Below are 25,305 nucleotides of genomic sequence, written 5' to 3' on the forward strand. Positions count from 1 at the left end.
CCAGCCGATCCGCGTTCCTGGAATCTGGTGCTTACCCTGGAGACGAATGACCGATTCACCCGATCCGATGACCGCGACGGAAGAGTTCGCGGACGACGCGGAGTACGGCTGGTGGCTCAATACGCACCCCGACGGGTTCGTGCTGGCGGTGCGCACCCGCTCGGCCCCGCTGCTGCACCGCGCGACGTGCCCGGAGGTAGACCGCGACGTGCACCCGGGCCGGCTGGGGGCCAAGGGCGCGCGGCAGGTGTGCGCCGACACCAAGTCGGCCCTGCGCGCGTGGCTCGCCCGCGAGCTGCCGGGGGACGGCAAGCTCGTCGCCCGCTGCCCGAAGTGCGGACCGTGAGTGTCTGCACGGCGGGCGGCGCGTCCGTGCAGCCGATTCAGCCCCTCCGGGGCGCCGAGGCCAGCGCCGCCAGCCCATCGGACTCGATGCCCAGCACCGCCGCCTGCAGGTTGAAGTAGTTCTCGGCCGCGTTCAGCCAGGTGAGTTCCACGATCTCCACCTCGCTGAAGTGCTCGCGCAACGCCGCCACCGTCTCGGCCGACACGGAGCGGTGCATGGTGGCCTCTTCCACGAACGCCAGGGCGGCGCGTTCGCGGTCCGTGAAGACCGGACTCGTGCGGTAGTCCGGCAGCGCCGCGAACTTCTCCGCCCCCACCCGCTGGCGGATGGCCTCGGCCAGGGTGATGTCTGCGCAGAACGTGCATCCGTTCTGCCGCGCCGCCTGCGTCTGCACCAGCCGGCGCAGCGACGGCTCCAGCGACAGCCCGTGCTCCATCGTGCGCTGGATGTGCAGGGCCAGCACCATCAGCCCCGGCTTGCGGGCATAGATCACCTTCAGCGGGCCGATCACCTTTCCGAACCGCTTCGCCGAAGCCTTGTACGCCAGCTTCAGCCACGAGCTGGAGGGATTTTCGATGGCGCTCAGGTGCATGGTTCCACCAGGATTCTCAAGAGGGACGCGGGTGCCGACGCACCGCCCAGAATACACGGGCGCCGGGCGCGGGGGAAAGGGTGGGACCGCACATGCGGAAGCCGCCGCCGAACGGAAAGTTCGGCGGCGGCTCGGAACGCGGGTGCGGTTGCGGAGGAATATCCGCTACTGCGCGACGTAGCGGTACGCGTTGTTCTTCCAGGTCCAGACGACGGGGTAGCGCCGCGGCTGGTTGCTCCCGATGAGCAGGTGGCCCACGACGTCGCCCCAGGAGTTGATGGACACCACGTTGCACCAGGGGATATCCGGGTTCGGCGAGGTCAGCCGGAGCAGCCCGTATCCCTTGTACCAGACGGCACCCACGCACGTGTTCGGCGGCACCACGCCCGCGGTGCCGCGCAGAAGCACCTCGCCCCAATCATTCACGTCGACCGGCCGCCAGCCCTTGGGCAGCGCGACCATCTCGCCCTGCGGCGTGCGCATCCATCCATCCCCGGCCCCATCCACGCCTACGATGTGGCCGTTCTCGCTAATGGCGCTGGCTTCGCCCGGGCCCATGTCGACGCGGCCGGCAGCCTTCGTCCAGGTGAACCAGGTCATCGGTCCCTCGGATCCCGCCTGCCTGTAGCTGCCAATGATGGTGCCGGCGTCGTTGACCCGCGCCGCCGTGCCGGTCGTACTGTCGGGAACTAGGAACTGGAAGCCTTCCTGGTAGTGCCAGCGGAAGGGCCGCGAATTGTTGGGCGAGCCGTCCAGGTAGCCGCCGCCGACGATCACGGAGTTCTCGTTGATGTCCGACGGCCCCCAGCCCCGGATGCGGCGCGACGTCGCGGGGTCGCGCAGCGGCACGGGAGTCCCGTTGGGCTCCCACGCCGTAGCATTGCCGTAGGTGGTTCCCACCGTCTGCCCCCAGTTGTTCCGCGCGGCGGCATGGGCTTCTGCCTCGCCGGGGGGCATGCCCAGCGGAGTGCTCACGGTGCCCCGCGCGCGGCTCCAGGCGAAGACCCCCGTCGTGTTGTACGCCTGGTCCGAGTGATCGCCCAGCAGCCGGGCATCCTCGGTAATGCGGAACACGAGCGACGAGCCGGACGGCTGCACGTCGATCAGGTATCCGCACCGGCTGGAGCACCCCGTGCTGGCCGCCTGCGCGGTCAACGGGTCTACCGGCTCGGTGGGGCGCTGCGTATTGTCGGTCGGTGACCGGTCGCACCCCGTGATGGCGAGCGTGACGACGAGGGCGAGCGTGGGCCTGGCGCGCATCGGGTACCTCCATGGTTGTACATCCCCCGGCTCCTTCCGGGGGGAACGCACGTAGGCAACCGGCGTGCCGGATGTTTACGCACCCGACGCAAGGTCGCGAACGGGGTCGGAAGCGCGATTGGGCAGCCTTCGCGTTCGCCCGCCGGGTCAGCGCGCGGGGCTCGAGTTCAGCCGGGCGGCCGCGCCGGGCACCAGGTTCTCGTCGACGATGCGGTGGATGGCGGGGAGGTGGCCGGGCGCGCGGGGGCCGTCGGATCGCGAGGTGAAGACGGCCACCATCTCCAGCTCGGGGACGACGAAGATGTACTGCCCGCCGTACCCCCAGGCGAACGCCACGCGCCGCCCGCCGGACTCGCGCGTCCACCAGCCCAGCCCGTAGCCATGCCCGTTGAAAGGTGACGTGGTGCGCTGGCGGGCGCTCTCGCGCACCCACGCCTCGGGGACGATCCGGCGGCCCCGGTACACGCCGCCGTCCAGCCACATCTGCCCGAAGCGCAGCATCTGCCGCGGCGTCAGGTACATGTCGTTGCCACCAAAGAAGATGCCCTGTGGATCGCGCTGCCAGGGTCGGATGCGGAAGCCCAGCGGCGCCGCGATCTTCTCGTTGGCGTACGCCCAGGTGCTCCGGCCCGTGGCGCGCGTGAGGATGGCGGAAAGCAGGTGCGTGCTCCCCGTGCTGTACAGCATGCGCCCGCCGGGCTCGTCCACCATCGGCTGGTCCAGCGCGGCGTTCACCCAGTGGCGGCTGCTGACCCAGGCGCCGTACTCGCTGAAGCTGGTGGACTCCAGCCCCGACTGCATCGACAGCAGGTGGCCCACGGTGATCGCGCGCTTCCGCGGGTCCACGCCCGGACGCGCGAAGTACGCGGGAAAGAAGTCGGAGATCGGCTGGTCGATGCCGCGGATGTGGCCCTCGGAAATGGCGATGCCCACCAGCGCGGAAAGCACGCTCTTGGACGCGGACTTCACGTTGGTCCCCCGGTCCGCGCCCGCCCCGCCGATGTAGCGTTCCAGCACGATCTCGCCGCGCTGCGAAACCAGGATGCCGCGCAGGTTCGGCAGCTCCGCCGCACGCGCCAGGGCCTGCGCCAGCAGCGCGGTGTCGCCACGCTCCACGGCCGGCGCGGGGGCGAGCGTGCGGGCGGCGGCGGGCGGCCCGGCGTCGGCTTCGGCGCCGCGCTCCCGCGGGGCGTCGCAGCCGGCGAGCAGCAGGGCCAGAAGGAGAATCGGTCGAGCAATCATGGGGCGGAGCAGATCCGGGCCTTCGGAACGACGGGAACGCGGGATGATACCCGTCCGGCGCGACGAAGTGCGGCGGGGCAGGCGCCCGAAGGAGCCTGCCCCGCTCTGGATGAAAGCCGTCGATGATGAATGGCCCCGCGATGATGCCGCCCGACGCGGTGGAAAACGTCGGCGTGGTTACCGATGGACGAGCGGGCCGCGGGTGACGGGGCCCCGCTCGCGCGGGCGGAAGGCGCGCTCCATGGGAAACGCGAGGTCGGGCGCGCCCAGCATCAGGATCTGCGGCTCCTGGCTGCACGCCTCGTCCATCACGTGCTTGCGAACGCGGCGGTACAGGTCGCAGTAGCTGCCGCGGAACGTTCCGTCGTTCCAGACGTCCAGCAGGTAGCGGGTGAACAGCCCGTCGCGCGCCGCCTGGTCTTCGCTGGACGCGGAGATCAGCAGCAGGCTCGCGCGGATGCCCAGGTCGTCGGCCGGGGCGGACGCGATGCACGGTGCCGCCGCCTCCATTTCCGGCTCTGCCCGAAAGCCGCGCGCCGTTCCCCATCCGCCCCGCCCGCCGTTGCGCATCACGGGCGGGCGATGCACGGGCGGCGAAGCCGGAGGCACATCCTCGTCGTCCCGGCCCATTCCGCCGCCGTAGCAGCTTTCGGACACCACCACGATGCGCACGCCGGCGTCGAACAGCCGCCAGTACCCGGCCAGCTTGTCGTCCAGGATCTCTTCGTCGGCCAGGCACCACGTCTCGTCCCAGCCGAACCCCTCGTCGCGGTTGCGGTCGCGCACCTGGCTGCCGTGCCCCGAGAACGACAGGAGCAGCAGGTCGCCCCCGCACAGCGCCTGCGCCGCCCCCGCCAGGGCCTCGTGCAGCGCCTGCGTCGTGGCCTCGGAGCCCCGGAGCACCAGGATGGAGCCAAACCCCGCCTGGCTGGCCAGCTCCGCCATCCGCCAGGCGGACCCTTCGGCGTATTGCAGGGGCCGGCCGGCGTGCCGCCCCTGCGGCTGGTTGACCCCGATGTGAATGGAAACGGCGCGTGACATGTCGTTTGCTTCTCCCCAGTGGACGATCCCCTTCCCGGGGCGCGCCGGCGCGCCCCGGGCTCCCGTCAAGCCGACACGGACGCGACCAGGCAGTTGTAGATCTTGGTTCCCATGTCCGGCGGAATGACCTCGCAGCCGTTCGCGATCTGGGGAGCATCACTCAGCGCGCCCCAGTACTTAGGCAGCACGATGGGCACCGGGCCGCCGAACACCCCGTAGTACGCGGAGAAGTGCCGCGGGCTCTCGCCCGGCATGGGAGGCGCGGAGTGGTCCATCGCCATCGGGTCGGCTAGCAGGTCTTCGCCCGTGTCGTGGAGCACGTCCAGGTTGATGCGGCCGTTCACCGGGTACAGCGTCCCCAGCGGCTTGGGAGCACCGCCGCCGCCCAGCGCCTCGCCCACCAGCTCCAGCCGATCGCCCTGGACGTCGCGGATCTCCCATTCCACCTTGTTGGCGATCGGCCGGAACTCGCCGGGCCGCCACTCCCAGCACGCGCCAGGTGCCACGCGGGTGATGCCGCCGCCGCCCAGGGTCACGCGCGACACCAGCTTCTTCTTGGTGTCGGCGCCCAGGTGGTCGGGGTCTACCGGGCGGTTGGTGATCTCCTTGAGGTCCACGATGTGGCCACACAGCGCCAGGCTGGCTTCCTGCCCGGCCACCGGCGCCAGCGTAAGCCCGGTGAGCTTGGCCAGCGCGGGAATGCCCAGGAGGGAGCCGCCCTGCGCCAGGTAGCCGGCGTCGTACGACAGGACGGGAACGTGCCGGTCGGTTCCGTGCTCGTGCCCGAACATGCCGGGCATCAGCACGTGCATGCGTCCCGTGGCGCCGCGGACGTTGCCGCGGCCGGCGGGCTCGGGGGCGAACAGGCACAGCCCCGAGAAGGTCATGCGGAGGGTGAAAGCCATTGTACCAGTGGGTGCGGCGTGGACGTCTCATCCCCAAACCGCCACCGTGCGGAGCGGGGTGTTCTGCGGTGCGGAACAAGAGTCGGCCGTGGCTTGCGGATTTCCCCCACTCCTGTCTCTTCCGTGTTGATGCACGCCCTGTGAGCCGATACTTTGGGGACGGGTTCCACACGTGCTTGCACGCGATCCTCCGTCCCGGGTAGCGGATGCCTGACCGGCTTGAGTCCGAGAGCCTGTTCCTGGAGCACCTCCGCCACATCGAGAGAGTGGCGGAGATGACCTGCAACGACCACGGTGTGCGGGGCGCCGAGGCCGAAGACTTCGTCTCCTGGATCAAGCTGAGGCTGATGGAGGATGACTACGCCATCATCCAAAGATTCCGCGCCGAGAGCAGCATCAAGACGTACCTCGCGACGGTGGTCTCGCGGCAGTTCTTTGAGTACTGGCGAGCAATGCGTGGCCGGTGGCGCGCCTCGGCCATGGCGGAGCGGCTGGGGCCGCCGGCGAAGGACCTGGAAATTCTGGTGTATCGCGAGGGATATTCGCTGGCTCAGGCCGGGGAAAAGCTGAGGACCGCAGGGCGCACCCAGCTTTCCGACACAGAGCTCGCCCGTCTGCTGGCCCGGCTTCCCGAGCACTCGCGGCACCGCCCCAAGGAGGTGTCCACCGATTCCGTGCTGGACGAAATGCCCAGTAAATCTCAGCCGGACATGGACTTGGGGGAGACCGATGCCTTTCGCGCCAGGATGCTGTCCGCCCTGGATCGGGTCATGTCGCAATTGGATCCCGAGAACCGGTTGATCTTCCGAATGCGCTTCGCTGACGGCCACAGTTTAGCCGATGTTGCGAGAGTGCTGGGGCTAGAGCAGAAGCCACTCTACCGTAGGGTAGAAAAGCTCAGGCAGCGGCTGCGTACGGCGCTTGAGGCAGAAGGGGTGCAGGACACCGACGTCCGTGGAATCTTTCTGGAAGAGGATGGTTCTTGATGGCGGGACGGAGACTTTTGCCCCCCACGGCCGTCCAATGGGTATGTTCTATATCCACTGCGGGAGGGTGACCGTGAAGGAGCCCCGGAACGACGACGAGAGGCTGGCTGCCCTCCTCGACGGAAAGCTGGATCGACGGCAGCGCGAGAAGTTGCTCGCGGACGTAGCCGCGTCTGATCACGATTACCAGGTGTTGACGAACACCGCCTCGGTCCTCCGCAGGATGGAGGAGGAAGACGCGGCCGCTGCCTCGCTCGTGCAGGAGAGCGTCTATCACGAGCACATCGCCGACACCGCGCCTGTCTTCCGCCACATCGACGAGGGCGACGGGGCCGGCGCTACGCTCGTCGCGGAGGATGTCATCCCGCTTCGCCCACGGACGCGCACGCGTCCGTGGCGGCGGTGGGCGATTGCCGCGGGCATCGCGGGGATTGCCGCTGCGGCCGCACTCGTCGCGCGGCAGGGCTCTTCCGCCGAATCCGTTCCCATGCGACTGGCGGGCGAGCTGAATCACCTGCAGGGAGGACTGCCCGATGAGTGGGAGCGCTCCCTGGAGTTGGCGCGCGGTGGAGAAGGGAGCGACGTACGAGCAGCCCGGGCCGCGCACGCCGGGGCGCTGCTGGTAGACCTTTCCGTGGCGGTGCAGGCCCGCGACACGGTGGACATCCGGGAGCTTTCCGGCCAACTGCGGTACGGCTTCGATTCGGAAACATCCGCCAGCCCCTTTCAGCGCATATCCGAGCGCCCTGGAGCGCCAGTAGACTCGCTTCAGCGGCTTCTGTCGGCGGGGACGGAGCGGCTGGCCAACCGCCTGGGGCGCGAATCGCTGGAGCTGGGCGCCTGGGTAGAAGCGGCACGTCTGGCCGCGCATGGTCGCAACGGCGAGTTCTTCCGGGGAGAAGGCGCCGTGCCGCCCAGCGCAGAGGGGCTGCTGGCCGCCGACATCGCCGCGGCACGGGCGCTGGAGCAGGTACGGGCGGCCATTCCGGCCACGGGTCCGCCGCGCTGGGACGAGCTCACGGCGGCCCTCGACACCCTGCAGGCGAAGATCACGGGTGGATGAAAGACGCGCGGGCCGCTCTCCGGAGCGGCCCGCGCCGTTTCGGCCGGAAGCTGTCGATCAGCGGCCGGCGTAGCGGAACGCTGCCCACGTGGAGGGTGAACTAAGGTCGGGATCCCGGTCGCTCAGCATCTTGAGCTGCGCCGCCCGAAGCGCCGCCGCGGCGTTGCCTGAATCGACGTACTCCGCGTGGAACGCCCACATCAGGTGCCGCGTGCGCTCGTCGTTCACGTCCCACAGGCTTCCCACCACGCCGCCCGCGCCCGCGGCCAGCAGCGCACCCGAGAACCCCGCGAAGCCGCCCGAACGGCCGTTGCGGGAGCGCAGGGTGCCGCACGCGGAAAGCACAACCAGCCGAACGTTGGGCAGCCGCATCCGGTGGAAGGCTTCGGCAGTGAGCGGAGCGGTGGTATCCGGGCCGGCCAACACCAGCATGGAGCGCTCCGGGCGCGCATCGTTGAACACGGCGTGCCCCGCGTAGTGGATCACCTGTGCCGAGGTGGCCTCGGCCGTCACCGCGCTTCGGGTGGCGTGCGCCCGTTCCAGGGGGACGTGATCCGGGTAGAGCTTCTTGAGCGAGTCGACCTCCTGGCGCGCGCCCGGCAAGTAGTCCAGGGTGGGATGCGCGAGCCGGTCGAACGCAGGGTCCGCCACCAGCAGCGCCCGCCCGGGCGGTGCGCGAGGCAGCGTGCGCCGCGCGTCGGAAAGGGTCGCAGCGAAGCGCAGGGGGTGGTCCTGCACGAGGTAGCGGCCCGGCGCCCGGCCGCGCGGCTTTGAAGCGGAGTCCACCAGCGCGGCGAAGGGAACGCGCGCAATCTCGCCATCCGCCAGGATCACCACCGGAGTCTCGGTTTCACCTAGGCGGTCCCACACCGGGCGCACCAGCCAGTCGTACAGCCGCGTCAGGCCGGCAACGGCGCGGGCTTCGCCCGCGGGCGATTCCAGCGCCGCGCCCACTTCCTCCACGGTCAGCAGGAACTCGCCGCGGTTCACCGTCTTACGCACCAAGTGCAAGCTGTTGCCCCGGACGGTCCATATCAACAAGGTGTCGCCGATCAGCGCGTATTCCACCGCCACTTCTCCATTCGGCGCCCTCAAGAACGCGCGGCGCAGCGGCGCCGTCGCGAACGACGTGCGGCCGTTTTCCAGCGCACGCAGGGCATCGTCGGGGCGCTTCTCGCGCAGGCGAAGCATCACCAGCTGATCGAAACGGCTCCTCACACGCTCCATTACCGCGGAACGCAGCATCACGTCACGCTCGTCGCCCGGCGCGTTGCGGATGTACCCCACCGCGGCTTCGAGGTCGGCCGTGGCGCCGGCACCGTCGCCCGCGGCCATCCTGACGTCCGCGCGCCGGAGCAGCGTGGGAACCAGCCACGCCAGGTTCTTCGCGCTGCGGAAGTACTCCACCGCCGAATCCATCACGGCGGGTGCGGGGGGCTGGCCCATCGCCGACATCACCACCGCCCGCGTGTACCCCAGCCGTGCAGCGGTCCAATCCCTCGCGTCCTGATCGTTGAGAAGCGGCAGCAGCGGCGCGATGGAATCCAGGTCGCTCACCGCGCCCCGGTGATCGCCGAGCACGGCGCGCAGGTCCGCTCGCGCGAGCCGCGCCTCCAGCATCACCAGCGGTTCGCCGAACCGTGCCGCCACCGACACGGCTTCGTCCAGAAGGATGGAGCCAGCCCAAGGCATGCCGTCCTGGCTGGCGCGGTCGGCCAGGTCCACCAACTGGTTGTGCAGCCGCAGCGAGTTTGGGTAGTGCCGCAGGGCCCGCAGGGCGCCGTGCATGGCGTTGTAGCCGGCGAGCGCGTCTCCCTGGTCGTAGGCCAGCCCGCCATCCAGGTTCAGGACGGCCGATTGGTGCTCGGTCTCGCCCAAGCGCCCGAAAATCGCCTCCGCCCGTCGATACTCCGCCCGCGCCTGTGCCGACGAGTCCGTCCGGGAGAGCAGCGTGCCGAGCATCCACCTCGCCCGCCCTTCCACGGCGGAGTAGCGGCTGGAATCCACGGCGGAGAGCAACGTGCGGAGAGCGGATTTCGCCACCTCCATCTCGTCTGCGTACACCTGCGTGCCGGCGTGGAATACCATCGCCCATTCCACGAGCGTGGGCGAGGGTGGCGCGGCGCGCAGAAGCCGGCTGAAGGCGGCCCGGGCGTCTTTGTATCGCGTAGCGCCATAGAGCGCCTGCGCCACGGCGTACGCGCTGTGGCCCCGCGCGAGGGCCGCCGTCGCCCGGGCGTCGCCCTCCGCGCGGCGGATCACCCGGACGGCGTCGGCCAGCGAGGCATCTCCCCCGCGTTGCTCCAGGGCCGCTCCCAGCGACTCGGCCACGGCAAGGTGCGCCGCGGCGGCCACGCGATCACCCTTCGCCACCGCGTTGCCCCACTCGCCCAGGACCACGTCCCATCCTAGCAGCCGCGCCTCCTGCGGGGCGCTGTCCACATAGGCCCGCACCTGGGCCGGAGCCGCGCCGGGCACGGGCCGGGGCGGCAGGGCGGGACGCGAAATCACGGCGCGCTGCCGCTCGCGCGCCTCCCGGGCCCAAGCCGAGTTCGAGTCCACGGCCAGGTACCTGTCCCAGGCCCTGGCGGCCTCGCCATCCACTCCGAAGGCTTGCAGCGCGAGGGCGGTGTTGAACAGGGCGGCCGCGTTGCGCGGGTCGCTCACCAGCGCCTCACGGGCCAGGTCCAGTCCCTTCATCAGGTCGCGCGGGTCCTGCATCCGCTCGGCGCGCACCAGGTACACCGCCGACAGGTCCACCAGCAGCGGAACCGGGCGGCGGCTGAGCCGAAGTGCCTTTTCCAGCCGCAGGAGCACCGCGTGCGCCGTAGGTTCCGAGCGGTCGGGCCAGATCACGTCAGCCAATGCCGACGCATGAAGCGAGTCGGCGTCTACGCTGGCCCTGGCGGCGGCGAACGCTTCCAGGTCCACGGGCGGATCGGCGGCGTCCCCGCACACCTCGCGAGGCACCTGCGCCGCTGCCGCATCGACCGGCACCGCACAGTGCTGGTACGTCACGGGGATGGACAGCCGTGCCGCAAAAGCGCGGTCCGGCCGCGTGTGCACCAGCTCCCCCATCAGCGAGCGGGCCGGCTCGGAGGCGCCGCCGAGCAGGCGGACGCCCGCCGCCGCGGCCAACAGCACCCCGGCCGCGCCCGCGAGGCCGCGGCGCTTCATAGGGCCACCCTGAGGTGGATCGCGATACGGCAGGCAATGCACATCAGCGGGACCGCAATGTACGACGTTGATCGGCCAGGGCGCGGGAAAGCGCTGGCAGGAAGGTGGGCCGCGAAGCGCTGCAACACAAGATTGTCGCACTCCGGCCTGTCCAACCTGTTCCGCCGGCCGGTGCAAGGTGGACCGGAGAGGCTGGCACCACTACTCTGTCCCGCCCGCTCCGGCGTTTCCCGCTCTGCCAGCGTAGCCAGGTCCATGCACGCCGACACCTTCGACACGCCGGAAGCCGCGGCCCTGGACGGCTTTCCGGGCGCGCATTGCCGGGTCGTCGCCACTCGCGTTTCTGGAGACGACGCGTACGTTCTCCTGGACACCGGTGAACCCGGGTACCCATACCTGTACGGGTCGTGCGTGGCTCGCGAGGATGAGGGCTGGAGGGAGGGGACGAGCAGCAACGGGCCCGGCTGGACGAGCACCGAGAAGGATGGCGAACTCGGAACCCTCGTGGACTGGGACGTCGCCCCTGAGGGTGCGGACCAGGTGCGGGTATCCTTCCGCGGAGAGACGCGCATCGAGCCCGTGGCCAATGGCGTCTACCTCGCCGCGTGGTGGCGGGTGCCGTCCGATCTCGCGTTCCCGCGACTGGAAGCGTTCCGCATCCAGGGCCGCTGGATCCCGGCGGTCGACGGGAGATGAGGTTCGCGATGACGATCATTTGAAGTCGTTGGGAAGATGATGTAGAGAACGCGCCGCCGGCTCCGACTACTGTACGCAAGCGCCAACGAGGGCTGCTTCGCACGGGCCGATCGACGGCCGAACCACTGAACGGGAGAACGACCATGAAGTACATGATGATGATGCACGCGCCGCGCGGAACCGGTGACTACCAGGTCGGCCAGTGGTCGCCGGAAGACTTCCAGGCCCACATCGGGTTCATGCACCAGTTCAACCAGGATCTCACGGCCTCCGGCGAGTGGGTGGATGCGCAGGGGCTGGCCTCGCCCGGCGAAGCGAAGCTGGTGCGCGCGGGCAAGGACGGCGCGCCGGTCACGGACGGCCCGTTCCCCGAATCCAAGGAGTTCCTGGCCGGCTACTGGATCGTGGAGGTGGATTCGCCCGAGCGCGCCTACCAGCTCGCGGCCAAGGCATCGGCCGCGCCCGGCCCCGGCGGCGCGCCGCTGAACATGGGCATCGAGGTGCGCCAGGTGATGAGCGCGCCGCCGACCACGGACGCGTGACGGCGGATTCCATCCAACCCACGATCGAGCACCTGCTGCGCGAGCTTGCGCCGCAGGTGCTCGGCGCGGTGGCGCGCAGGCACGGCGACTTCCAGGCGGCGGAAGATGCCGTGCAGGAGGCGCTGATCGCCGCGGCGGCGCAGTGGCCGGCGGAGGGCGTTCCGCGGAACCCGCGCGGCTGGCTGTACCACGTCGCCCTCCGGCGCCTCACCGACCACCTGCGCGGCGAGATGGCGCGCCGCCGCCGTGAGGACGCCGTCGCCAGCCAGGTGTGGGCCGACTGGGCCTTCGTCCCCCCGCCGGACGTGGAGGTGGGGGTGGATGGCGACGACACGCTGGTGCTGCTGTTCATGTGCTGCCACCCCGCGCTGACGCCCGCATCCGCCATCGCCCTCACCCTGCGCGCCGTGGGAGGACTCACCACGGCGCAGATCGCCGCCGCGTTCCTGGTTCCCGAGGCCACCATGGCACAGCGGATCAGCCGGGCGAAGGCGAGCATCAAGTCGTCCGCGGTTCCGTTCGAAATGCCTTCCGCCGCCGAGCGCGCGGAGCGGCTGAAATCCGTGCTGCACGTGCTCTACCTGCTGTTCAGCGAGGGATACACGAGCAGCACCGGCCCGCACCTTCACCGGCCCGACCTGTCGGACGAAGCCATCCGCCTGGCCCGCACCCTCCACGCCCTGCTCCCGAACGACTCAGAGGTGGCGGGGCTGCTGGCGCTGATGCTGCTGACCGACGCGCGCCGGGCCGCGCGTACGGGGCCCCACGGCGAGCTGATCCCGCTGGACGAGCAGGACCGCGCGCTGTGGGATCGAGGGATGATCGTGGAGGGCGTCGCGCTCGTCTCGGAAGCGCTCTCGCGCGGAGCCGTGGGGCCGTACCAGCTGCAGGCGGCCATCGCGGCCGTCCACGACGAAGCCGCGACTGCGGACGACACCGACTGGCCCCAGGTGCTGGCGCTGTACGGCGTGCTGGAGCGGATGTCGGACAACCCGATGGTGACGCTGAACCGCGTGATCGCCGCCGCGATGGTGAAGGGGCCGGAAGCGGGGCTGGAGCTGCTGAAGGCGCTGGACGACGAACCGCGGATGCGCGGGCACTACCGCCTGGATGCCGTGCGCGCGCACCTGTACGAGCGGGCGGGCGACCCCGCGCGCGCCTTCGCCCACTACCGCGCCGCGGCGGAGCGGACGGCCAGCATCCCCGAACGCGACTACCTGACGCTCAAGGCGGCCCGCCTCTCCGCGCTCGAGAACGAGAAGCCGAGCGGAACGGCAGCCTGAAAGAAACGCCGCCCCGGGCACGAAGCCCGGGGCGGCGTTCCTTCCTCACCAGGAGCCGGCGATCAGGGGTCGATCGACGACTCGACCGCGGCCTCGATGGCGTCCGGAAGCGCGGCGAGCAGGTCGTAGCCGGTGATGGCCTCGATCTGGTCGACGGTCACCTTGTACGCCGTCCACGGCTGGTTGTTGGCCGTGAAGGTGTTGGGCATGTCCACCGCGATCACCCGCACGCTGCTGGCCGAAGTCACGTCTGCCAGCCCCTGTCCGTACGGCATGATGACCATGACCTTCCACGTGGTGGTGGGGATCTGCACCTTGTTCGCGTTGCCGCACGTCGTGGTCAGGTACTGCGGCGACGCGGGCCAGGTGCCGCCGGCCACGTTGTAGATCTCCTTCTGGTGGAAGCGCGCCAGCTCGTTCCCGTACTCCTCCAGGTCGCCCCACGGGCCGGTGTTCAGCTCGTTGGTCTGCGGAAGGATGTTGGTCATCAGGAACGTGGTGTCGTTCTCCGCGCGCGTCTGCGTGCGCTGCTCGCTCTGCACCATGTGGCCGCGCGTGTAGCCGCTGCCGGTGTAGTCGCAGGTGGTAACCTGGTACGCGCCGTACGAAACCAGCAGCGGGTCGGTGTAGAACGTGGGCGCGCGCGGGATCTTGCCGAACTGCGTGCGGTTCAGGTTCCAGCTCACCCAGTTGGGCCCGCCCCGGCTGGCGTTGTACGACAGGTTGTAGTGCGTCCGCCGGTCGCTCAGGATCACGATGTTGTCGTTGTCGTTCGGCAGGCCGGTGACCGGCACGCCGAACTCCACGTGGTTCCGGTAGATGGACGCGGGCGAGTACTTGAAGATCGAGTACAGCGTGGTGTCGGCGACGCCGTTGGAGGCGGTCGCGATGATGTGCACCTGCCCCGTGTCCACGTGCGTCACCAGCCCTGTCTGGTCGATGGTGGCGATGGCCGGGTTGTCCGTGGTCCACGTGATGGTGGTCGACGACGCCTGGTCCAGCGTGTCCTCGGCAACGGCCGAGAAGCGACGGAACTGCTTCAGGGTGTCGATGACCGCGAACCCCGGCGAGATGCGCACCGACACCACCGGGCCGGGTGCCACCAGCGCGCCGTTGGCCGCGCCCGGCGTGCCGCGGTCGAACTCGCCGTTCCCGTCCCCCACGCCGTACTTGGTGTAGCCCGTGTTCCACACGGCGCTGGTCATCTGCGTATTGTCGGCCTTTACATCCAGCAGCTCGCGCGTGCGGCCCGTGGGCGGCGCCGTGGTGTTGCCCGTGGGCGCCCACACCACCGAGTCCATCGTGAAGAACGTTCCGGCGACGACGCTGGGCCGGCGCATGGCCACGTAGTCGGGGGCCGTGGCGCTGGTGCTGTTGCTGAGCTGGATGGCGGTGCCGCCCCACTCGGCGATGGCCGTAACGCCGCCGTTGCGCGCGGTGCTGGACCGCGCGGCGATCACGCCGTAGGCGCGCGACGCCAGCGTAACGCCCGACGCGATGGTCACCTGCTCCGTCGACGAGCCCGAGCGCGACACGATGCGGTACCCGCTCAGGTCCACCGTCGCGAGCCCCGGGTTGTACACCTCGATGTACTCGCCCACGGAGTCGTCCACGGCGCTGGGGTTGGCCATGATCTCGGTAATGACCAGCGTGGGGGTGACCTCGGTCTGCACGTAGACGGAGAAGGTGAACGTGTTCACCCCCGCGCCCACGTTCCACTCCCAGCGCTTGACCGTGGACACGGCGTTCGTCCGCAGCGCCTGCGACCACTGGTAGTAGGGCGCCGACTGATTGAGAAAAGTCTCGGTTCCGTCGGGGCTGCGCACCGTCACGGTGCCCGGGTCCGACGTGGTGGGGCCGCTCGCGTAGAACACGCGGATGCCGTTCGGGTGCACCGTGGCGCTGTCCAGCGAGCCGATGATCTGCGGCAGAAGGTTCTGCAGCGTCACGTCGGCGCCCATGATGCGCGTGCCCGCGTCGAACGTCACGTTGGTGGACGTAAGCTTCACGTACTGGTTCTGCCCGCCGTACGTCACCGCGCCGCGCACGCCGGCCGGCATGGCCGGGGTGCTGCAGGAGACGGAGCCGCTCTGCACGCTGGCCACGCAGGTCAGCTGCATGCTCACCGGGCCCGCCGGGGGCACGGGCGTGGGCTCCGTTACCGTGGGCGTGACGATGCTGTCTGTGCAGCCGATGACGAGAAGTGCGCCCGCGATGATGGAAAACGCAGAGCGCCACGGCCGGCGAGCGGCCACGGAAGACAGAGTGCGCAGCACCAGGTAGCCCAGGATGCGGGAATGCGGAGGGGGACCCCGCTGTGGCGGATTATGTACTACACTACCGCATTCCGGGCGTTTCGACAAGGCCCCGCAGGTAGTGAAACGGCAGGGACTTTGCCCGGAAACAAACAATCCCCGACCCGGGGCGCGCGGCTGGGGGCGGGGAATGGTCGGAGCGCGTGCAGCCGCGGGCTAGAACACGCTGCTGCCCGGGTTGTTCACGTCGCCGCTACCGTCGATGGCAGCGCCGGTCGCCAGCGTCAGGTTGGTCAGCCGCGGGAGCGTTTCCACGCGGGGGGCCACCCAGGCCTTGCGGCCGGCGGCGGGCTTCTCTGCGGGCGAAGAGTTCTTGGTCGACATCAGCTTCAGCCTCAGGGGTCGAGTGCACCGGCGTGCGCCGGTGCACGGAAACGTGTCTCTCGTGGGCCGCGGGGCGGCCCGGGAACGCTGACGAACGTGGATGCGCGGCCATGCCCGGGCGAGACGCTCGCCGGGGCCCGCGGCGGGCAATCAGGGGGTGTACGTGGAGTTCTGCGCCTTGGGCGTGCCGCGCGTGAGCCCCGACGGACCGTACGCGGCCGCCGACAGGGCATCCGCCCAGAAGGCACCGTCCATGTTCGCGTTGTCGAGCGCGGGGTTGAGGAGCTCGCGCGAGATGCCGTCCTTGGTCGAGGTGGCGAACTGGATTCGATCGACCGTGAACAGGGCCAGCGTGTCGCCCGGGGTGAGCGAGCGCGAGAGCTTGATCGCGTCTATCCCGTTGGCCAGCATCAGCGCGGTGCTCCCGTACGCGTAGTCGACGGGCGTTCCACCATTCGTCTCCGTGTTCGCGTTGTTGCCCAGCACGACGTACGCGCCCGGCTCAACCAGCAGCGACGAGGCGATCACGTGGTATTTCTGTCTGCCGCTGGTGCCGGAGGAGGAATCGGAAATCGTCATCCCCTGCATCTGCACCGGGAACCGCCCCGCGTTGTAGACCTCGAACCACTCGCCGTTGGCGTCCGTAATGCCCGTCGTTCCCGGCGGCAAAGTGCCGCTCCTGGGGTTCGCCAGCACTTCGTTGATCACCAGTAGCGGCTGCAGCACGGTGGCCACGTACACCCGGAAGGTGAACGTCTGCACGCCAGCCGTGTAGGCCAGCCGCCAGGTCCTGGAAGCCGAGACCTCGTCCTGCGACAGGACCTCGTTGTACCGGAAGAACGGCTGGTTGGGGGCCGTGAACTCCCTGATGTCGTCCGCGTTGGCCACGGTCACGGTGCCGGTTCCCGCGGTGACGGTCGGCCCCCGGTGGAAGAACACCGAGATCCCGGCGGTGTCGAGAGCCACGCCGTTGGGCGTACCCATGGCCTCCGGCAACAGGTTCTGAACGGTGACCTCGAACTCGAAGATCCCCCCGCCGGCCGTCACGTTCGACGAGGTGAGCCTGACGTTGTCGTTCTGCCCACCGATGATGGCCATGCTCGCGCCCACCGGAAGCGGGCTGGTGCACGACACGCTCCCGGAGGCCACGTTCGCCGTGCAGTCGAGCACCTGCAGTGCCGGAAACTTCTCGGCCGCGAGGCTGGGCCCGGTGAGCTGCACGTCTCCGCACGCGGCGGTGACCAGCAGCATCGCAAGCGGAAACCGCGCCTGCGACAGGATACGGACGATGCTGTTCAAGCTGTCTCGCGGGGACTACGGAGGAGGGCGGCCGGTGCGGCCACAGTCGGAAGGAGCTTCACAACCTAACGGATTCATCCCGGTAAACAAGGGTTTGACGCCCAGCGAGCGTAAACCGACGCTTCGCTGGTCATTCGGGCATCGCCACCTGTCGCGCGGGCGGAGAACGTGCCCATGCCGCCAACGAACGCCTTGGCCCGTGCACCGGGCGCGTTTAGGTTGCGCATCCGCTGGCCCTGATCCAACCTCGTCCCCATGGAGAGACATCGATGAACGGCGAACCGCAGACCCCGCACGAGTTCCTTGAGCGCCTGGTGGGCGAATGGACGTGGGAAATGGACGCCTCAGAGCCGGACGGCACGCCGATGAAGGGCACCGGTTCGGAGAGCGTGCGGCTGCTGGGCACCACGTGGGCGCTGTGCGACGGGCGCGACGGGGAGAGCATGTCGACGCTGATGACGCTGGGCTACGACCCCGCCACGCAGCGCTTCAAGGGCACCTTCGTGGGATCGATGATGACGCACATCTGGATCTACGACGGCGAGCTGGACGCCTCGGGAAACCTTCTGACGCTGGACACCGAGGGACCCAGCTACGAGCAGGAAGGCACGATGGCCAGGTACCAGGACACCATCGAGTTCAGGGGCGACGACCACCGGGTGCTGACGTCCCGCTATGTGGGCGGCGATGGCGAGTGGAAGCACTTCATGACCTCGCATTACCGCCGCGTCACCTGAGCGGACGAGTGGGCTACCGCTCGAAGACCAGCGTGCGCTCGTCCTTGTAGATGGCGTCCGCGCCCCGGCGGAATCCGCATTTTTCGGCGACGCGGATGGAGGGCGCGTTATCGGGGTGGATGATGGCCACGATCCGCCCCGGCGACCCGTCCGCCGCGCGCGGCAGGTTCTCGTGCGCCCAGGCGAGGCCCGCGCGCACGGCCTCGGTGGCGTAGCCGCGCCCGTGTGCCCGCGGGTCCAGCACCCATCCCATCTCCGGGATGCCGTCCAGCGGAGGCGTGATGTCGCGGCGGAAGTCGCCGAAACCCACCTCGCCCAGGTACCGCCCCGTCGCGCGCTCCCGCACCACCCAGTATCCCAGCCCCAGCGTCGCCCACAGGCCGGCGTAGCGCAGCAGCCGCGCCCACACCTCCTCGCGCGTGGACGGCCGGCCCGTGGTGTACCGCGCCACGTCCGGGGACGACCACATGGCGGTGGAGTCCGCGAAGTCGGCCAGCGTGGGCTGGCGAAGCGTCAGGCGCTCGGTGTCGATGGAATCGTTCGGCATGGGCTGAACTCTATCCGCGCCATCCCCGCCACGCCACTCGCTTGCGCGCCGTCCCGGCGTGGTTAGCTTGCCGGGCGGCCCTCCCGTTCCACCGATCCCCCGGATTTCCCATGATGCAGCGCAGGATTCTCCGCGGCACCTTCACCCTGCTGGCCGTCGTCGCCACGGCCGCCGCCGCGCAGGGCCAGCAGCTTCCCGGGCGCTGGTCCGCGGAACGCGCGATGGCGTGGGAGCGCGAGACCGGATGGCTGGTGGGCGCCAACTACGCGCCGCAGTCGGCCATCAACCAGCTGGACATGTGGCAGGCGGAAAGCTGGGACCCGCGGACGATCGACCGTGAGCTGGGCTGGGCGCAGGGGCTGGGGATGAACACCATGCGCGTGTTCCTTCACGACCTGGCCTACAAGCAGGACCCGCAGGGCTTTTTGAACCGCGTGGACCAGTTCCTGGCCATCGCCGAACGGCACAGGATCCGGCCCATGCTGGTGCTGTTCGACGCCGTGTGGGACCCGTTTCCGCGGCTGGGCCCGCAGCGGCAGCCGGTGCCGGGGCTCCACAACTCCGGCTGGCTGCAGTCGCCGGGCGTGGAAATCCTGCGCGACAGCATGCGGCATCGCGAGCTGGAGCCGTACGTGAAGGGCGTGGTCGGGCGGTTCGCGAATGACCGGCGGATCGTGGCGTGGGACCTGTTCAACGAGCCCGACAACCGCAACGGCGGCTCGTACAGCGCGTTCGAGCCGGTGAACAAGGGCGAGATGGCGCTGGCGCTGCTGCGCCGCACCTTCCAGTGGGCGCGGGAGATGAACCCCACGCAGCCGCTGACCGCAGGGCCGTGGAAGGGCGACTACGTGGATCCCAGCCAGACGCTGCCCATCACCACGTTCATGCTGGAAAACTCGGACGTCATCACCTTCCACAGCTACGACGACCTTCCGAACCTGCAGCGGCAGGTGGCGGCGCTTCAAAAGCACGGGCGCCCGGTGCTGTGCACGGAGTACATGGCGCGCCCACGCGGCAGCACCTTCGAGAGCATCCTGCCGTACTTCAAGCAGCAGGCGGTGGATGCGTACAACTGGGGCTTCGTTTCGGGCGAGTCGCAGACCATCTACCCGTGGGACTCGTGGCAGCGCGCCTACCCGTCGGAGCCGCCCGTCTGGTTCCACGACATCTTCCGCCCCGACGGCACCCCGTACCGCGCGGAAGAGGTGCAGCTGATCCGGTCGCTCACGGGCGCGCGCGGTTCGTGAGCGCAGGTACCATCGAGCACATCGTAGACAAGGCGGCCCCGCGTGGGGAAACGCATGTTGCGCGACGCCGGAATGTCGTGTAACGTTCGGGGGTCCCGCCACCCCTTCAAGCGTTCCAATCTCCCCGAGACAACCATGTCCGACCTTACGCCGGCGGCGCCCGCCACGGGTGCGCTCCAGTTCGACACGGCCGAGCCGTCGGCCGCCACCACCGAGCGGTCCTGCACCGGCTGCAAGCGCCCCATCGAGGGCGAGTACCACATGGCGAACATGCAGGTGGTCTGCACTCCGTGCCGCCATGCGCTGGAGGCGGGGCCGCAGGGGAGCCGGACCGGGCGCATCGGCCGCGCGATCCTCTTTGGCGCGGGCGCGGCGGTGGCGGGCAGCCTCCTCTACTTCGTGGTGCTGGCCGCCACGGGCTACGAGATCGGGCTGATCGCGATCCTGGTGGGCTGGATGGTCGGCCGCGCCGTGAGCATCGGCTCGCATGGCCGCGGTGGGTGGGTGTACCAGGTGGTAGCCATCGGGTTCACCTACCTGGCCATCTGCACGAGCTTCATCCCGGCCATCCTGGAGGCATGGCGTGCATCGGGCGACGCCGCCGGCGTCCCCGGTGCCCTGATCTACATCGGGGCGTTCATCTTCTCGCTCACGCTGCCCGTCCTGACCATCACCTCTGCGCCGATCGGGGTGCTGATCCTGGGTTTCGGACTCTACCAGGCGTGGCGCGAGACCAAGCGGCCCGAGCTCACCGTCACCGGCCCGTACGCCGTAGCGCCCACTCCCCAGCCGCAGCTCGCCGGGTGACCGACCTCGTCGTCTCGCCAGCGCCGCCTGCCGCGGCTGTCTGTGCCGGGTGCGGCTCGCAGGTGGCGGCGGGGCTGCTCGCCTGCCCCGCCTGCCGGCGGCTGTTGCACGGCGACGAACTGCGCCGCGTGGCCGCCGAGGCCGAGGCCGCCACGCACGCCGGCGACCGTGCCCGCGCGGCGGAGCTGTGGTACCGGGCTTTGGCCTTGCTGCCGCAGGGCACCGCCCAGCGCGACGCCATCGCCGCCCGCCTCGCCGCGCTGGGCCCCCTGGACGCCGCGACGCCGGGAACGGCGAAGCCGCACGGATCTCACGCGGGGGCCAAGGCGGGTGCCATCGGCGCGGCCGCGCTCCTGTTCATCGTGACGAAGGGCAAGCTGCTGGTGCTGGGCCTGACCAAGATGAGCACGCTGCTCTCCATGCTGGCATTCCTGGGCGTCTACTGGAGCCTCTTCGGGTGGAAGTTCGCGGCGGGGATCGTCGTTTCCATCTACATCCACGAGATGGGGCACGTGGCGGCGCTGCGGCGCTTTGGAATGCCGGCGTCGGCGCCGGTGTTCATCCCCGGCCTGGGCGCGTTCGTGCGCCTGCACATGAACCCGCCCGACGCGCGCACGGACGCACGCATCGGGCTGGCGGGGCCGGTCTGGGGATTGGGCGCGGCGGTCGCGGCGTACGGGGTGTACCTCGCCACCGGCTCGCCCATCTGGGCCGCGATCACCCATACGGGCGCCTTCCTCAACCTGTTCAACCTGATCCCCATTTGGCAGCTTGACGGCGGACGAGGCTTTCAGGCGCTCACCCGCACGCACCGGGCGGTGGCGGCGGCGTTCGTGGCGGGTGCATGGGCGGTGTCGCACGAGGGGATGCTGTTCCTTCTCCTGCTGGGCGCCGGGTGGCAGCTCTTTCAGCCTGCCCCGGAGCAGGAGGACAACGGCGCCCTGGGCACGTACCTCTTCCTGGTCGCCGCACTCACCGCGCTGATGATGATCGTGCCGTACGGCGGCTGATCCGGGCACTGACAGGAATCACCGGGCGATGAGATGAATACAGGTCGGGAGCGCTGGGCTCTCAGGATCCCATTGTGGGGATACGCGCTGCTCGGCGTGGCGCTGATCGGGATCAGCGTTCCTCAATTCAGGCAAGGCAAGACGCTGGACCTGATCCACGGAGGGTTCCTGGTGCTGCAGGGCACGATTACGATCATCGGGTGCGTCCTCGTCCATCGGAGCGATCGGAAAATCGAGCGCTTGACTCGCGAGAGTGGGATGGTCCTTGAACACGGGCGGGCCGCCCCCCTCGACGAATCAGCCGACTGACATCCCGCGATCCTCCTTCGCCGCGCCAGTTGTGTTCCGCGCATCAGCCCACTGCTGCGCTGCCTCATAGGCCTGCCGCAGATCATCCCCGAACTCCAGGATCGCGTTCGCAGTCATCCGGCTCATCGGCGGGGCGTTCTCGTGATCGCCAGTCCCAGCCATATGCAACGATGCAAACGCGATCGTCTCGAACGCACCGAAGCGGTCCGACAGCATCTCCAGCAACCTTATCGGCGAGGCTTGCTTCCCGCCCTCCCCCGTGGTCCTCATCCGGCTCCTCCTCTTCCGCCTGCTACTTATAATCATCTGATACTTATAATCCGTGGACGGATCGTCGGCAAGCTTCGCATCATCCTCATAGCCAGGTCCCCTCCAGTTCCAGCGCTCCCTCCGCATGCCCGCACTATCCCGAGCCGACATCCTGAAGCGTTTTGGCGAGAATCTGCGCGCAGCCCGGCAACCGACTGGACTCTCGCAGGAGAAGCTTGCGGCCAAAGCCGGGATCGACCGCACGTACGTGGGCGGCGCTGAGCGCGGCGAGCGGAACGTTGCCTTGGTGAACATCGTCAGGCTCGCGGAGGCGCTGGAGATCGCGCCGGCTGACCTGCTGAAGGGCTTGGATGCGGGCGGCTGATGGTGACCGACGGAGTGAGTGCTCGGATTCGTGATCGCGTCGTCTCCCTGGACGCGCTTCGCGAGGCTGCCCGCGCCTATGCGGAAGCGACCTCGCAGCGGCAAGCCGCGCGCGCGATCGGCTTGTCGGGCACCGGCTTTCGCGCATTCCTGAGCGGCTCCGAGCCGCACGCGGGCACCCTCCGCAAGCTCAACGAGTGGTACGTCCAGAGGCAGGCGAGTGACGACGGCGAGGTGAGCAGCGAGGGCGCCGCAGGCGCGCTCTCGCTACTGGTGGCGCACCTCCCGCCCGGCGAACGCAACGGCGCGGTGCAACACCTGTTGGGCGTCGTCGAGACGCTCGGCGGCCAGAGAACACGTCTACCACGCTGGATCGCTCACTTCAGTGAGTAACTCAAACGGCGATGTGCAAGGCAGATGTCCACTCTTCGGTGTAGACGATGCAGATAAGCAATTTATCGCTCCTTCCTGACCGGCCGATTGCCCGTGGCGAGGATGATTTACTCGGCCGACGGGATTTCGCGCTCAATATGGCCGAGGCCGTAAACAATGCTCCTGCGGGCTCAACCCTTCGAATAGGCATCTATGGGGGTTGGGGCGAGGGCAAGACCTCAGTCTTGGCGATGATGCGCGGCTTTTTACAGGAGCGCGGTCACGTCTGTATATGGCTAAATCCATGGATCACCGAGTCGAAAGATGCAGTTTCTTCACAAATTACTCGAGAGATTGCTCGTGCGCTCGGCATTGACCTCAAGAAACTGAAGCACGCCGAGTCTTCCACTCGCGCTCTCAAGAAAGTTCGAACGTTCGCTGACGTTGATATTCGAGTGAAAGCTGCTGATACCGTGATTGGCCCGGCACTGGAGAGTATTCTCGGCAAGTATGGCGAAGGAGCTGCTCGAACATTGATTGCCGAAGTTCAAGAGCGGCTAGGGCAGAGAAAGCTCATCGTATTTGTTGATGATCTCGACCGTGTTCGCCCAGACCTCGTACCAACATTATTGCTGACGCTCCGAGAAGCACTTGATCATCCTGACTACTATTACGTCTTGGCCCTGGCACCGGAGGTAGTGGAGCGCGGCCTGGCTTCCATCCACGCAGGGTGGGGAGAACCACGACAGTTTCTAGAAAAAATTGTCGAGCTTCCTCGGTTCCTCCCCAAGCCATCACAACAAAGCGTTCAGCGCTACGTGCGTGACCTGCTCACCATTGCTGGGCCCAAGATTGATCCGGCCGCAGTTTTGGACGTCGCCTCCTACTTACCGTCGAATCCGCGGAGGATCAAGCTGTTCATCCGATACCTTGCTAGTATTAGCTCTCTTGTAGATCGCTTCGACACAAATGAGTTCGACAGGCGGGCCTTCTACATCGCGCAGTTACTGAAAACTGAGTTCCCGCAGGAAGTCGAATCACTCATTGGGGATATAGAAGCCATTAAGGACATCGAATTAAGTTTCTTTCGGAATGTGGGTAGGAGCTTATCCGACGTGAGCCCGGAGAATGACGAGAATGCCGTCCGTCCCGAGTACGATCACATAGCCGCCGATCACCCGGACCGCCCCCGATTCATCCTCTTGTGCAATGCACTCCGCGAACGTGGCATGCTCGCATGGGGACGGTATGGACTGGCTGGTCTGCTAGCGATTCCGGAACTCATCCCCGCGATAACTATGAAGGAAGCGAATGATATCGCTGATCGATGGCTTACCGCCCTTAACGATGTATCCAAAGTACAGGACTTCACGTTGGCATTGGATCGCATTGGACGGAGAGATCCGGACAAGGTGCATGCAATCTGGGCTACCTTCATCGAAATGCGCAGCAACCATGTTGATGCAGTCGTTGATAAGGAGCTCGAGGATGAACTGGTCGAAGGTCTCGAAACCGCAGGCCAGCTACTTGAACTCCTGCGCGAATTCTGGGCCGGTCGCTTCGGTTACCGCGCGGGTTTCTTAGGAGCCGATGAATGGAAAACACTGCGAAGCCACATCATCAGTTGGGCGCATTTTACGCACGGCGAGGTGCAGGAGCGAATCCGTCGAGATGAGTGGAGTTTTCTTGAGTACTCGTTCTCTCAATTGTCACCGGCTGATCAGGGCAGACTGTATACCACCTTACGAGTAGTCACAACGCGTGATCCTGCGCCTGGAGCCGGCTTTGTTGCCGTGTCAAAGGGCCTGCGGAGCCAAGCGAGGAATAGTCTTGTCCAGGAGTTTCTCGCGAGCTTCACTTCTCCCGGCGGGGTTGCACTCCTGTGGGGCGAGCAGGACTTGAGTGGTAAAAAGGCATTGCTGTCCGAATCGAAGCCGATTTTTTGGACCAAAAACATCTAGAAAGATTTGAGATCCTCAGCGCTGAGGCAGGTGACAACATCGTGGTGCAACTGAATTTCTTAACGTTTTTTAGACAACTTGCGTATGGAGCAACAGAGGGAGGAAGCTTCTCTCGTTCCGGTTGTCTGCGCCTGCTCGAGAATACAGAGCTGTTGCGTCTCATCTGGCGTGCCTCCACCGCCCGGCCTTTGAATCCGCGTGTCGCTGGCTCACTTCGGCAACACCGCGAACAGATTGCAGCTCACCTAGGCACGGATGAACCCATGCCGCTGCCCGCATGGTGGCAACGCTTAGAGGAGAGCGGCTTTTGGGCGCAGTCGAATGAAGTTGGCTCCCGCCGCCTAGACACCTGGGATGACGATGATGACGAGCCGCTTTGAAGGTGATCAGCCCCAAATTGTAAATTGCTGATTGACAATCGGGAGGTGATGGCCCCTAACGCCGTTACCCCTGCGCGCTGCATGATCGGCCAGGTGTGATGACATGCTGGGTAGCTACGAGTTGCGGCGCCCGGAGACGCGGTTGATGGGGCGATGCTGCGGGGCACCGAAGCTAATCATCAGACCGCGAGAGCCGCGCAGAGGCCGCGTTGATGGCCGGGCTCGATGCGT

Annotated in this window: 26 protein-coding genes; 15 read left to right on the forward strand and 11 right to left on the reverse strand. The window is 68.0% G+C overall.

Annotated features, from left to right (window positions below):
• Window positions 1-46 precede the first annotated feature (46 nt).
• Window positions 47-346 (forward strand): hypothetical protein, encoded by a 300-nt coding sequence (locus VF632_RS27225; RefSeq protein ID WP_331026114.1) that lies wholly within the window; start codon window positions 47-49, stop codon window positions 344-346.
• A gap of 37 nt (window positions 347-383) precedes the next feature.
• On the opposite strand, the gene VF632_RS27230 is transcribed toward VF632_RS27225, so the two are convergent.
• From VF632_RS27230 to VF632_RS27250, 5 genes are all read right to left on the reverse strand, one after another.
• Window positions 384-938 carry a carboxymuconolactone decarboxylase family protein gene (locus VF632_RS27230; RefSeq protein WP_331026115.1) on the reverse strand — a complete coding sequence of 185 codons (555 nt, stop codon included), beginning with the start codon at window positions 936-938 and terminating at the stop codon, window positions 384-386.
• Between the two features lie 165 nt (window positions 939-1,103).
• Window positions 1,104-2,198 carry a hypothetical protein gene (locus tag VF632_RS27235; protein WP_331026116.1) on the reverse strand — a complete coding sequence of 365 codons (1,095 nt, stop codon included), beginning with the start codon at window positions 2,196-2,198 and terminating at the stop codon, window positions 1,104-1,106.
• 147 nt (window positions 2,199-2,345) lie between these two features.
• Window positions 2,346-3,440 (reverse strand): serine hydrolase, encoded by a 1,095-nt coding sequence (locus VF632_RS27240; protein ID WP_331026117.1) that lies wholly within the window; start codon window positions 3,438-3,440, stop codon window positions 2,346-2,348.
• 177 nt (window positions 3,441-3,617) lie between these two features.
• On the reverse strand, window positions 3,618-4,481 hold the full coding sequence (locus tag VF632_RS27245) for a caspase family protein (RefSeq protein WP_331026118.1): 864 nt from the start codon (window positions 4,479-4,481) through the stop codon (window positions 3,618-3,620).
• Window positions 4,482-4,546: 65 nt separating this feature from the next.
• Window positions 4,547-5,386 carry a hypothetical protein gene (locus tag VF632_RS27250; protein WP_331026119.1) on the reverse strand — a complete coding sequence of 280 codons (840 nt, stop codon included), beginning with the start codon at window positions 5,384-5,386 and terminating at the stop codon, window positions 4,547-4,549.
• Window positions 5,387-5,592: 206 nt separating this feature from the next.
• Between VF632_RS27250 and VF632_RS27255 the strand changes: the two genes are divergently transcribed.
• Window positions 5,593-6,372 carry a sigma-70 family RNA polymerase sigma factor gene (locus VF632_RS27255; protein WP_331026120.1) on the forward strand — a complete coding sequence of 260 codons (780 nt, stop codon included), beginning with the start codon at window positions 5,593-5,595 and terminating at the stop codon, window positions 6,370-6,372.
• A 73-nt stretch (window positions 6,373-6,445) separates the two neighbouring features.
• Window positions 6,446-7,435, forward strand: coding sequence for a hypothetical protein (locus tag VF632_RS27260; protein ID WP_331026121.1), 990 nt, complete (start codon window positions 6,446-6,448; stop codon window positions 7,433-7,435).
• Window positions 7,436-7,492: 57 nt separating this feature from the next.
• Here the strand turns inward: VF632_RS27260 and VF632_RS27265 are convergent, their stop codons facing one another.
• Window positions 7,493-10,612 carry a CHAT domain-containing protein gene (locus VF632_RS27265; RefSeq protein WP_331026122.1) on the reverse strand — a complete coding sequence of 1,040 codons (3,120 nt, stop codon included), beginning with the start codon at window positions 10,610-10,612 and terminating at the stop codon, window positions 7,493-7,495.
• Between the two features lie 255 nt (window positions 10,613-10,867).
• Between VF632_RS27265 and VF632_RS27270 the strand changes: the two genes are divergently transcribed.
• The 3 genes from VF632_RS27270 (at window position 10,868) to VF632_RS27280 (ending at window position 13,133) form a co-directional block, all read left to right on the forward strand.
• A complete protein-coding gene (locus VF632_RS27270) occupies window positions 10,868-11,308 on the forward strand; it encodes a hypothetical protein (protein ID WP_331026123.1) in 441 nt (146 codons plus the stop codon).
• Between the two features lie 143 nt (window positions 11,309-11,451).
• Window positions 11,452-11,850, forward strand: a complete 399-nt coding sequence (locus VF632_RS27275; RefSeq protein WP_331026124.1) for a YciI family protein — start codon at window positions 11,452-11,454, stop codon at window positions 11,848-11,850.
• A complete protein-coding gene (locus VF632_RS27280; RefSeq protein ID WP_331026125.1) occupies window positions 11,847-13,133 on the forward strand; it encodes an RNA polymerase sigma factor in 1,287 nt (428 codons plus the stop codon). The genes VF632_RS27275 and VF632_RS27280 overlap by 4 nt, the downstream gene beginning before the upstream one ends.
• A 62-nt stretch (window positions 13,134-13,195) precedes the next feature.
• Here the strand turns inward: VF632_RS27280 and VF632_RS27285 are convergent, their stop codons facing one another.
• The 3 genes from VF632_RS27285 to VF632_RS27295 form a co-directional block, all read right to left on the reverse strand.
• Entirely contained in the window at window positions 13,196-15,388 is a 2,193-nt protein-coding gene (locus tag VF632_RS27285; RefSeq protein WP_331026126.1) for a DNA/RNA non-specific endonuclease, read from the reverse strand.
• A gap of 216 nt (window positions 15,389-15,604) precedes the next feature.
• Window positions 15,605-15,772, reverse strand: a complete 168-nt coding sequence (locus tag VF632_RS27290; protein ID WP_331026127.1) for a hypothetical protein — start codon at window positions 15,770-15,772, stop codon at window positions 15,605-15,607.
• A gap of 150 nt (window positions 15,773-15,922) precedes the next feature.
• Window positions 15,923-17,071: a lamin tail domain-containing protein gene (locus VF632_RS27295; RefSeq protein WP_331026128.1), complete on the reverse strand. Its 1,149-nt coding sequence runs from the start codon at window positions 17,069-17,071 to the stop codon at window positions 15,923-15,925.
• A 269-nt stretch (window positions 17,072-17,340) separates the two neighbouring features.
• Between VF632_RS27295 and VF632_RS27300 the strand changes: the two genes are divergently transcribed.
• The gene (locus VF632_RS27300) at window positions 17,341-17,808 is read left to right on the forward strand and encodes a DUF1579 domain-containing protein (protein WP_331026129.1); all 468 of its coding nucleotides are present in this window, start codon (window positions 17,341-17,343) and stop codon (window positions 17,806-17,808) included.
• A gap of 13 nt (window positions 17,809-17,821) precedes the next feature.
• Here the strand turns inward: VF632_RS27300 and VF632_RS27305 are convergent, their stop codons facing one another.
• On the reverse strand, window positions 17,822-18,355 hold the full coding sequence (locus VF632_RS27305) for a GNAT family N-acetyltransferase (protein ID WP_331026130.1): 534 nt from the start codon (window positions 18,353-18,355) through the stop codon (window positions 17,822-17,824).
• A 110-nt stretch (window positions 18,356-18,465) separates the two neighbouring features.
• Between VF632_RS27305 and VF632_RS27310 the strand changes: the two genes are divergently transcribed.
• From VF632_RS27310 to VF632_RS27325, 4 genes are all read left to right on the forward strand, one after another.
• Window positions 18,466-19,602 carry a cellulase family glycosylhydrolase gene (locus tag VF632_RS27310; protein ID WP_331026131.1) on the forward strand — a complete coding sequence of 379 codons (1,137 nt, stop codon included), beginning with the start codon at window positions 18,466-18,468 and terminating at the stop codon, window positions 19,600-19,602.
• A gap of 135 nt (window positions 19,603-19,737) precedes the next feature.
• Window positions 19,738-20,409 (forward strand): hypothetical protein, encoded by a 672-nt coding sequence (locus VF632_RS27315; protein ID WP_331026132.1) that lies wholly within the window; start codon window positions 19,738-19,740, stop codon window positions 20,407-20,409.
• Window positions 20,406-21,419: a site-2 protease family protein gene (locus tag VF632_RS27320; protein WP_331026133.1), complete on the forward strand. Its 1,014-nt coding sequence runs from the start codon at window positions 20,406-20,408 to the stop codon at window positions 21,417-21,419. Before VF632_RS27315 ends, VF632_RS27320 begins: the two co-directional genes overlap by 4 nt.
• Window positions 21,420-21,491: 72 nt before the next feature.
• Window positions 21,492-21,728 (forward strand): hypothetical protein, encoded by a 237-nt coding sequence (locus VF632_RS27325; protein ID WP_331026134.1) that lies wholly within the window; start codon window positions 21,492-21,494, stop codon window positions 21,726-21,728.
• On the opposite strand, the gene VF632_RS27330 is transcribed toward VF632_RS27325, so the two are convergent.
• Window positions 21,717-21,998 (reverse strand): hypothetical protein, encoded by a 282-nt coding sequence (locus tag VF632_RS27330; protein ID WP_331026135.1) that lies wholly within the window; start codon window positions 21,996-21,998, stop codon window positions 21,717-21,719. The two genes, VF632_RS27325 and VF632_RS27330, sit on opposite strands and share 12 nt — an antisense overlap.
• 124 nt (window positions 21,999-22,122) lie before the next feature.
• Here VF632_RS27330 and VF632_RS27335 point away from each other — a divergent pair, with 124 nt between their 5' ends.
• The 4 genes from VF632_RS27335 to VF632_RS27350 are packed head-to-tail and all read left to right on the forward strand — an operon-like array spanning window position 22,123 to window position 25,074.
• On the forward strand, window positions 22,123-22,362 hold the full coding sequence (locus tag VF632_RS27335) for a helix-turn-helix transcriptional regulator (protein WP_331026136.1): 240 nt from the start codon (window positions 22,123-22,125) through the stop codon (window positions 22,360-22,362).
• A complete protein-coding gene (locus VF632_RS27340) occupies window positions 22,362-22,754 on the forward strand; it encodes a hypothetical protein (protein WP_331026137.1) in 393 nt (130 codons plus the stop codon). Before VF632_RS27335 ends, VF632_RS27340 begins: the two co-directional genes overlap by 1 nt.
• A gap of 47 nt (window positions 22,755-22,801) precedes the next feature.
• Entirely contained in the window at window positions 22,802-24,694 is a 1,893-nt protein-coding gene (locus tag VF632_RS27345; protein WP_331026138.1) for a KAP family P-loop NTPase fold protein, read from the forward strand.
• On the forward strand, window positions 24,676-25,074 hold the full coding sequence (locus VF632_RS27350) for a hypothetical protein (protein WP_331026139.1): 399 nt from the start codon (window positions 24,676-24,678) through the stop codon (window positions 25,072-25,074). Before VF632_RS27345 ends, VF632_RS27350 begins: the two co-directional genes overlap by 19 nt.
• Window positions 25,075-25,305: the final 231 nt, after the last annotated feature.

Origin of the sequence: Longimicrobium sp. (assembly GCF_036388275.1) — a bacterium.
Lineage (GTDB): Bacteria > Gemmatimonadota > Gemmatimonadetes > Longimicrobiales > Longimicrobiaceae > Longimicrobium.

Excerpts from the sequence above, each read along its gene's own strand:
- VF632_RS27310 (WP_331026131.1), top strand. The coding sequence starts at position 18,466 with ATGATGCAGCGCAGGATTCTCCGCGGCACCTTCACCCTGCTGGCCGTC.
- VF632_RS27235 (WP_331026116.1), bottom strand. The coding sequence starts at position 2,198 with ATGCGCGCCAGGCCCACGCTCGCCCTCGTCGTCACGCTCGCCATCACG.
- VF632_RS27275 (WP_331026124.1), top strand. The coding sequence starts at position 11,452 with ATGAAGTACATGATGATGATGCACGCGCCGCGCGGAACCGGTGACTAC.
- VF632_RS27340 (WP_331026137.1), top strand. The coding sequence starts at position 22,362 with ATGGTGACCGACGGAGTGAGTGCTCGGATTCGTGATCGCGTCGTCTCC.
- VF632_RS27335 (WP_331026136.1), top strand. The coding sequence starts at position 22,123 with ATGCCCGCACTATCCCGAGCCGACATCCTGAAGCGTTTTGGCGAGAAT.
- VF632_RS27345 (WP_331026138.1), top strand. The coding sequence starts at position 22,802 with ATGCAGATAAGCAATTTATCGCTCCTTCCTGACCGGCCGATTGCCCGT.
- VF632_RS27240 (WP_331026117.1), bottom strand. The coding sequence starts at position 3,440 with ATGATTGCTCGACCGATTCTCCTTCTGGCCCTGCTGCTCGCCGGCTGC.
- VF632_RS27225 (WP_331026114.1), top strand. The coding sequence starts at position 47 with ATGACCGATTCACCCGATCCGATGACCGCGACGGAAGAGTTCGCGGAC.
- VF632_RS27245 (WP_331026118.1), bottom strand. The coding sequence starts at position 4,481 with ATGTCACGCGCCGTTTCCATTCACATCGGGGTCAACCAGCCGCAGGGG.
- VF632_RS27270 (WP_331026123.1), top strand. The coding sequence starts at position 10,868 with ATGCACGCCGACACCTTCGACACGCCGGAAGCCGCGGCCCTGGACGGC.
- VF632_RS27230 (WP_331026115.1), bottom strand. The coding sequence starts at position 938 with ATGCACCTGAGCGCCATCGAAAATCCCTCCAGCTCGTGGCTGAAGCTG.
- VF632_RS27315 (WP_331026132.1), top strand. The coding sequence starts at position 19,738 with ATGTCCGACCTTACGCCGGCGGCGCCCGCCACGGGTGCGCTCCAGTTC.
- VF632_RS27300 (WP_331026129.1), top strand. The coding sequence starts at position 17,341 with ATGAACGGCGAACCGCAGACCCCGCACGAGTTCCTTGAGCGCCTGGTG.
- VF632_RS27250 (WP_331026119.1), bottom strand. The coding sequence starts at position 5,386 with ATGGCTTTCACCCTCCGCATGACCTTCTCGGGGCTGTGCCTGTTCGCC.
- VF632_RS27265 (WP_331026122.1), bottom strand. The coding sequence starts at position 10,612 with ATGAAGCGCCGCGGCCTCGCGGGCGCGGCCGGGGTGCTGTTGGCCGCG.
- VF632_RS27290 (WP_331026127.1), bottom strand. The coding sequence starts at position 15,772 with ATGTCGACCAAGAACTCTTCGCCCGCAGAGAAGCCCGCCGCCGGCCGC.
- VF632_RS27255 (WP_331026120.1), top strand. The coding sequence starts at position 5,593 with ATGCCTGACCGGCTTGAGTCCGAGAGCCTGTTCCTGGAGCACCTCCGC.
- VF632_RS27305 (WP_331026130.1), bottom strand. The coding sequence starts at position 18,355 with ATGCCGAACGATTCCATCGACACCGAGCGCCTGACGCTTCGCCAGCCC.
- VF632_RS27330 (WP_331026135.1), bottom strand. The coding sequence starts at position 21,998 with ATGAGGACCACGGGGGAGGGCGGGAAGCAAGCCTCGCCGATAAGGTTG.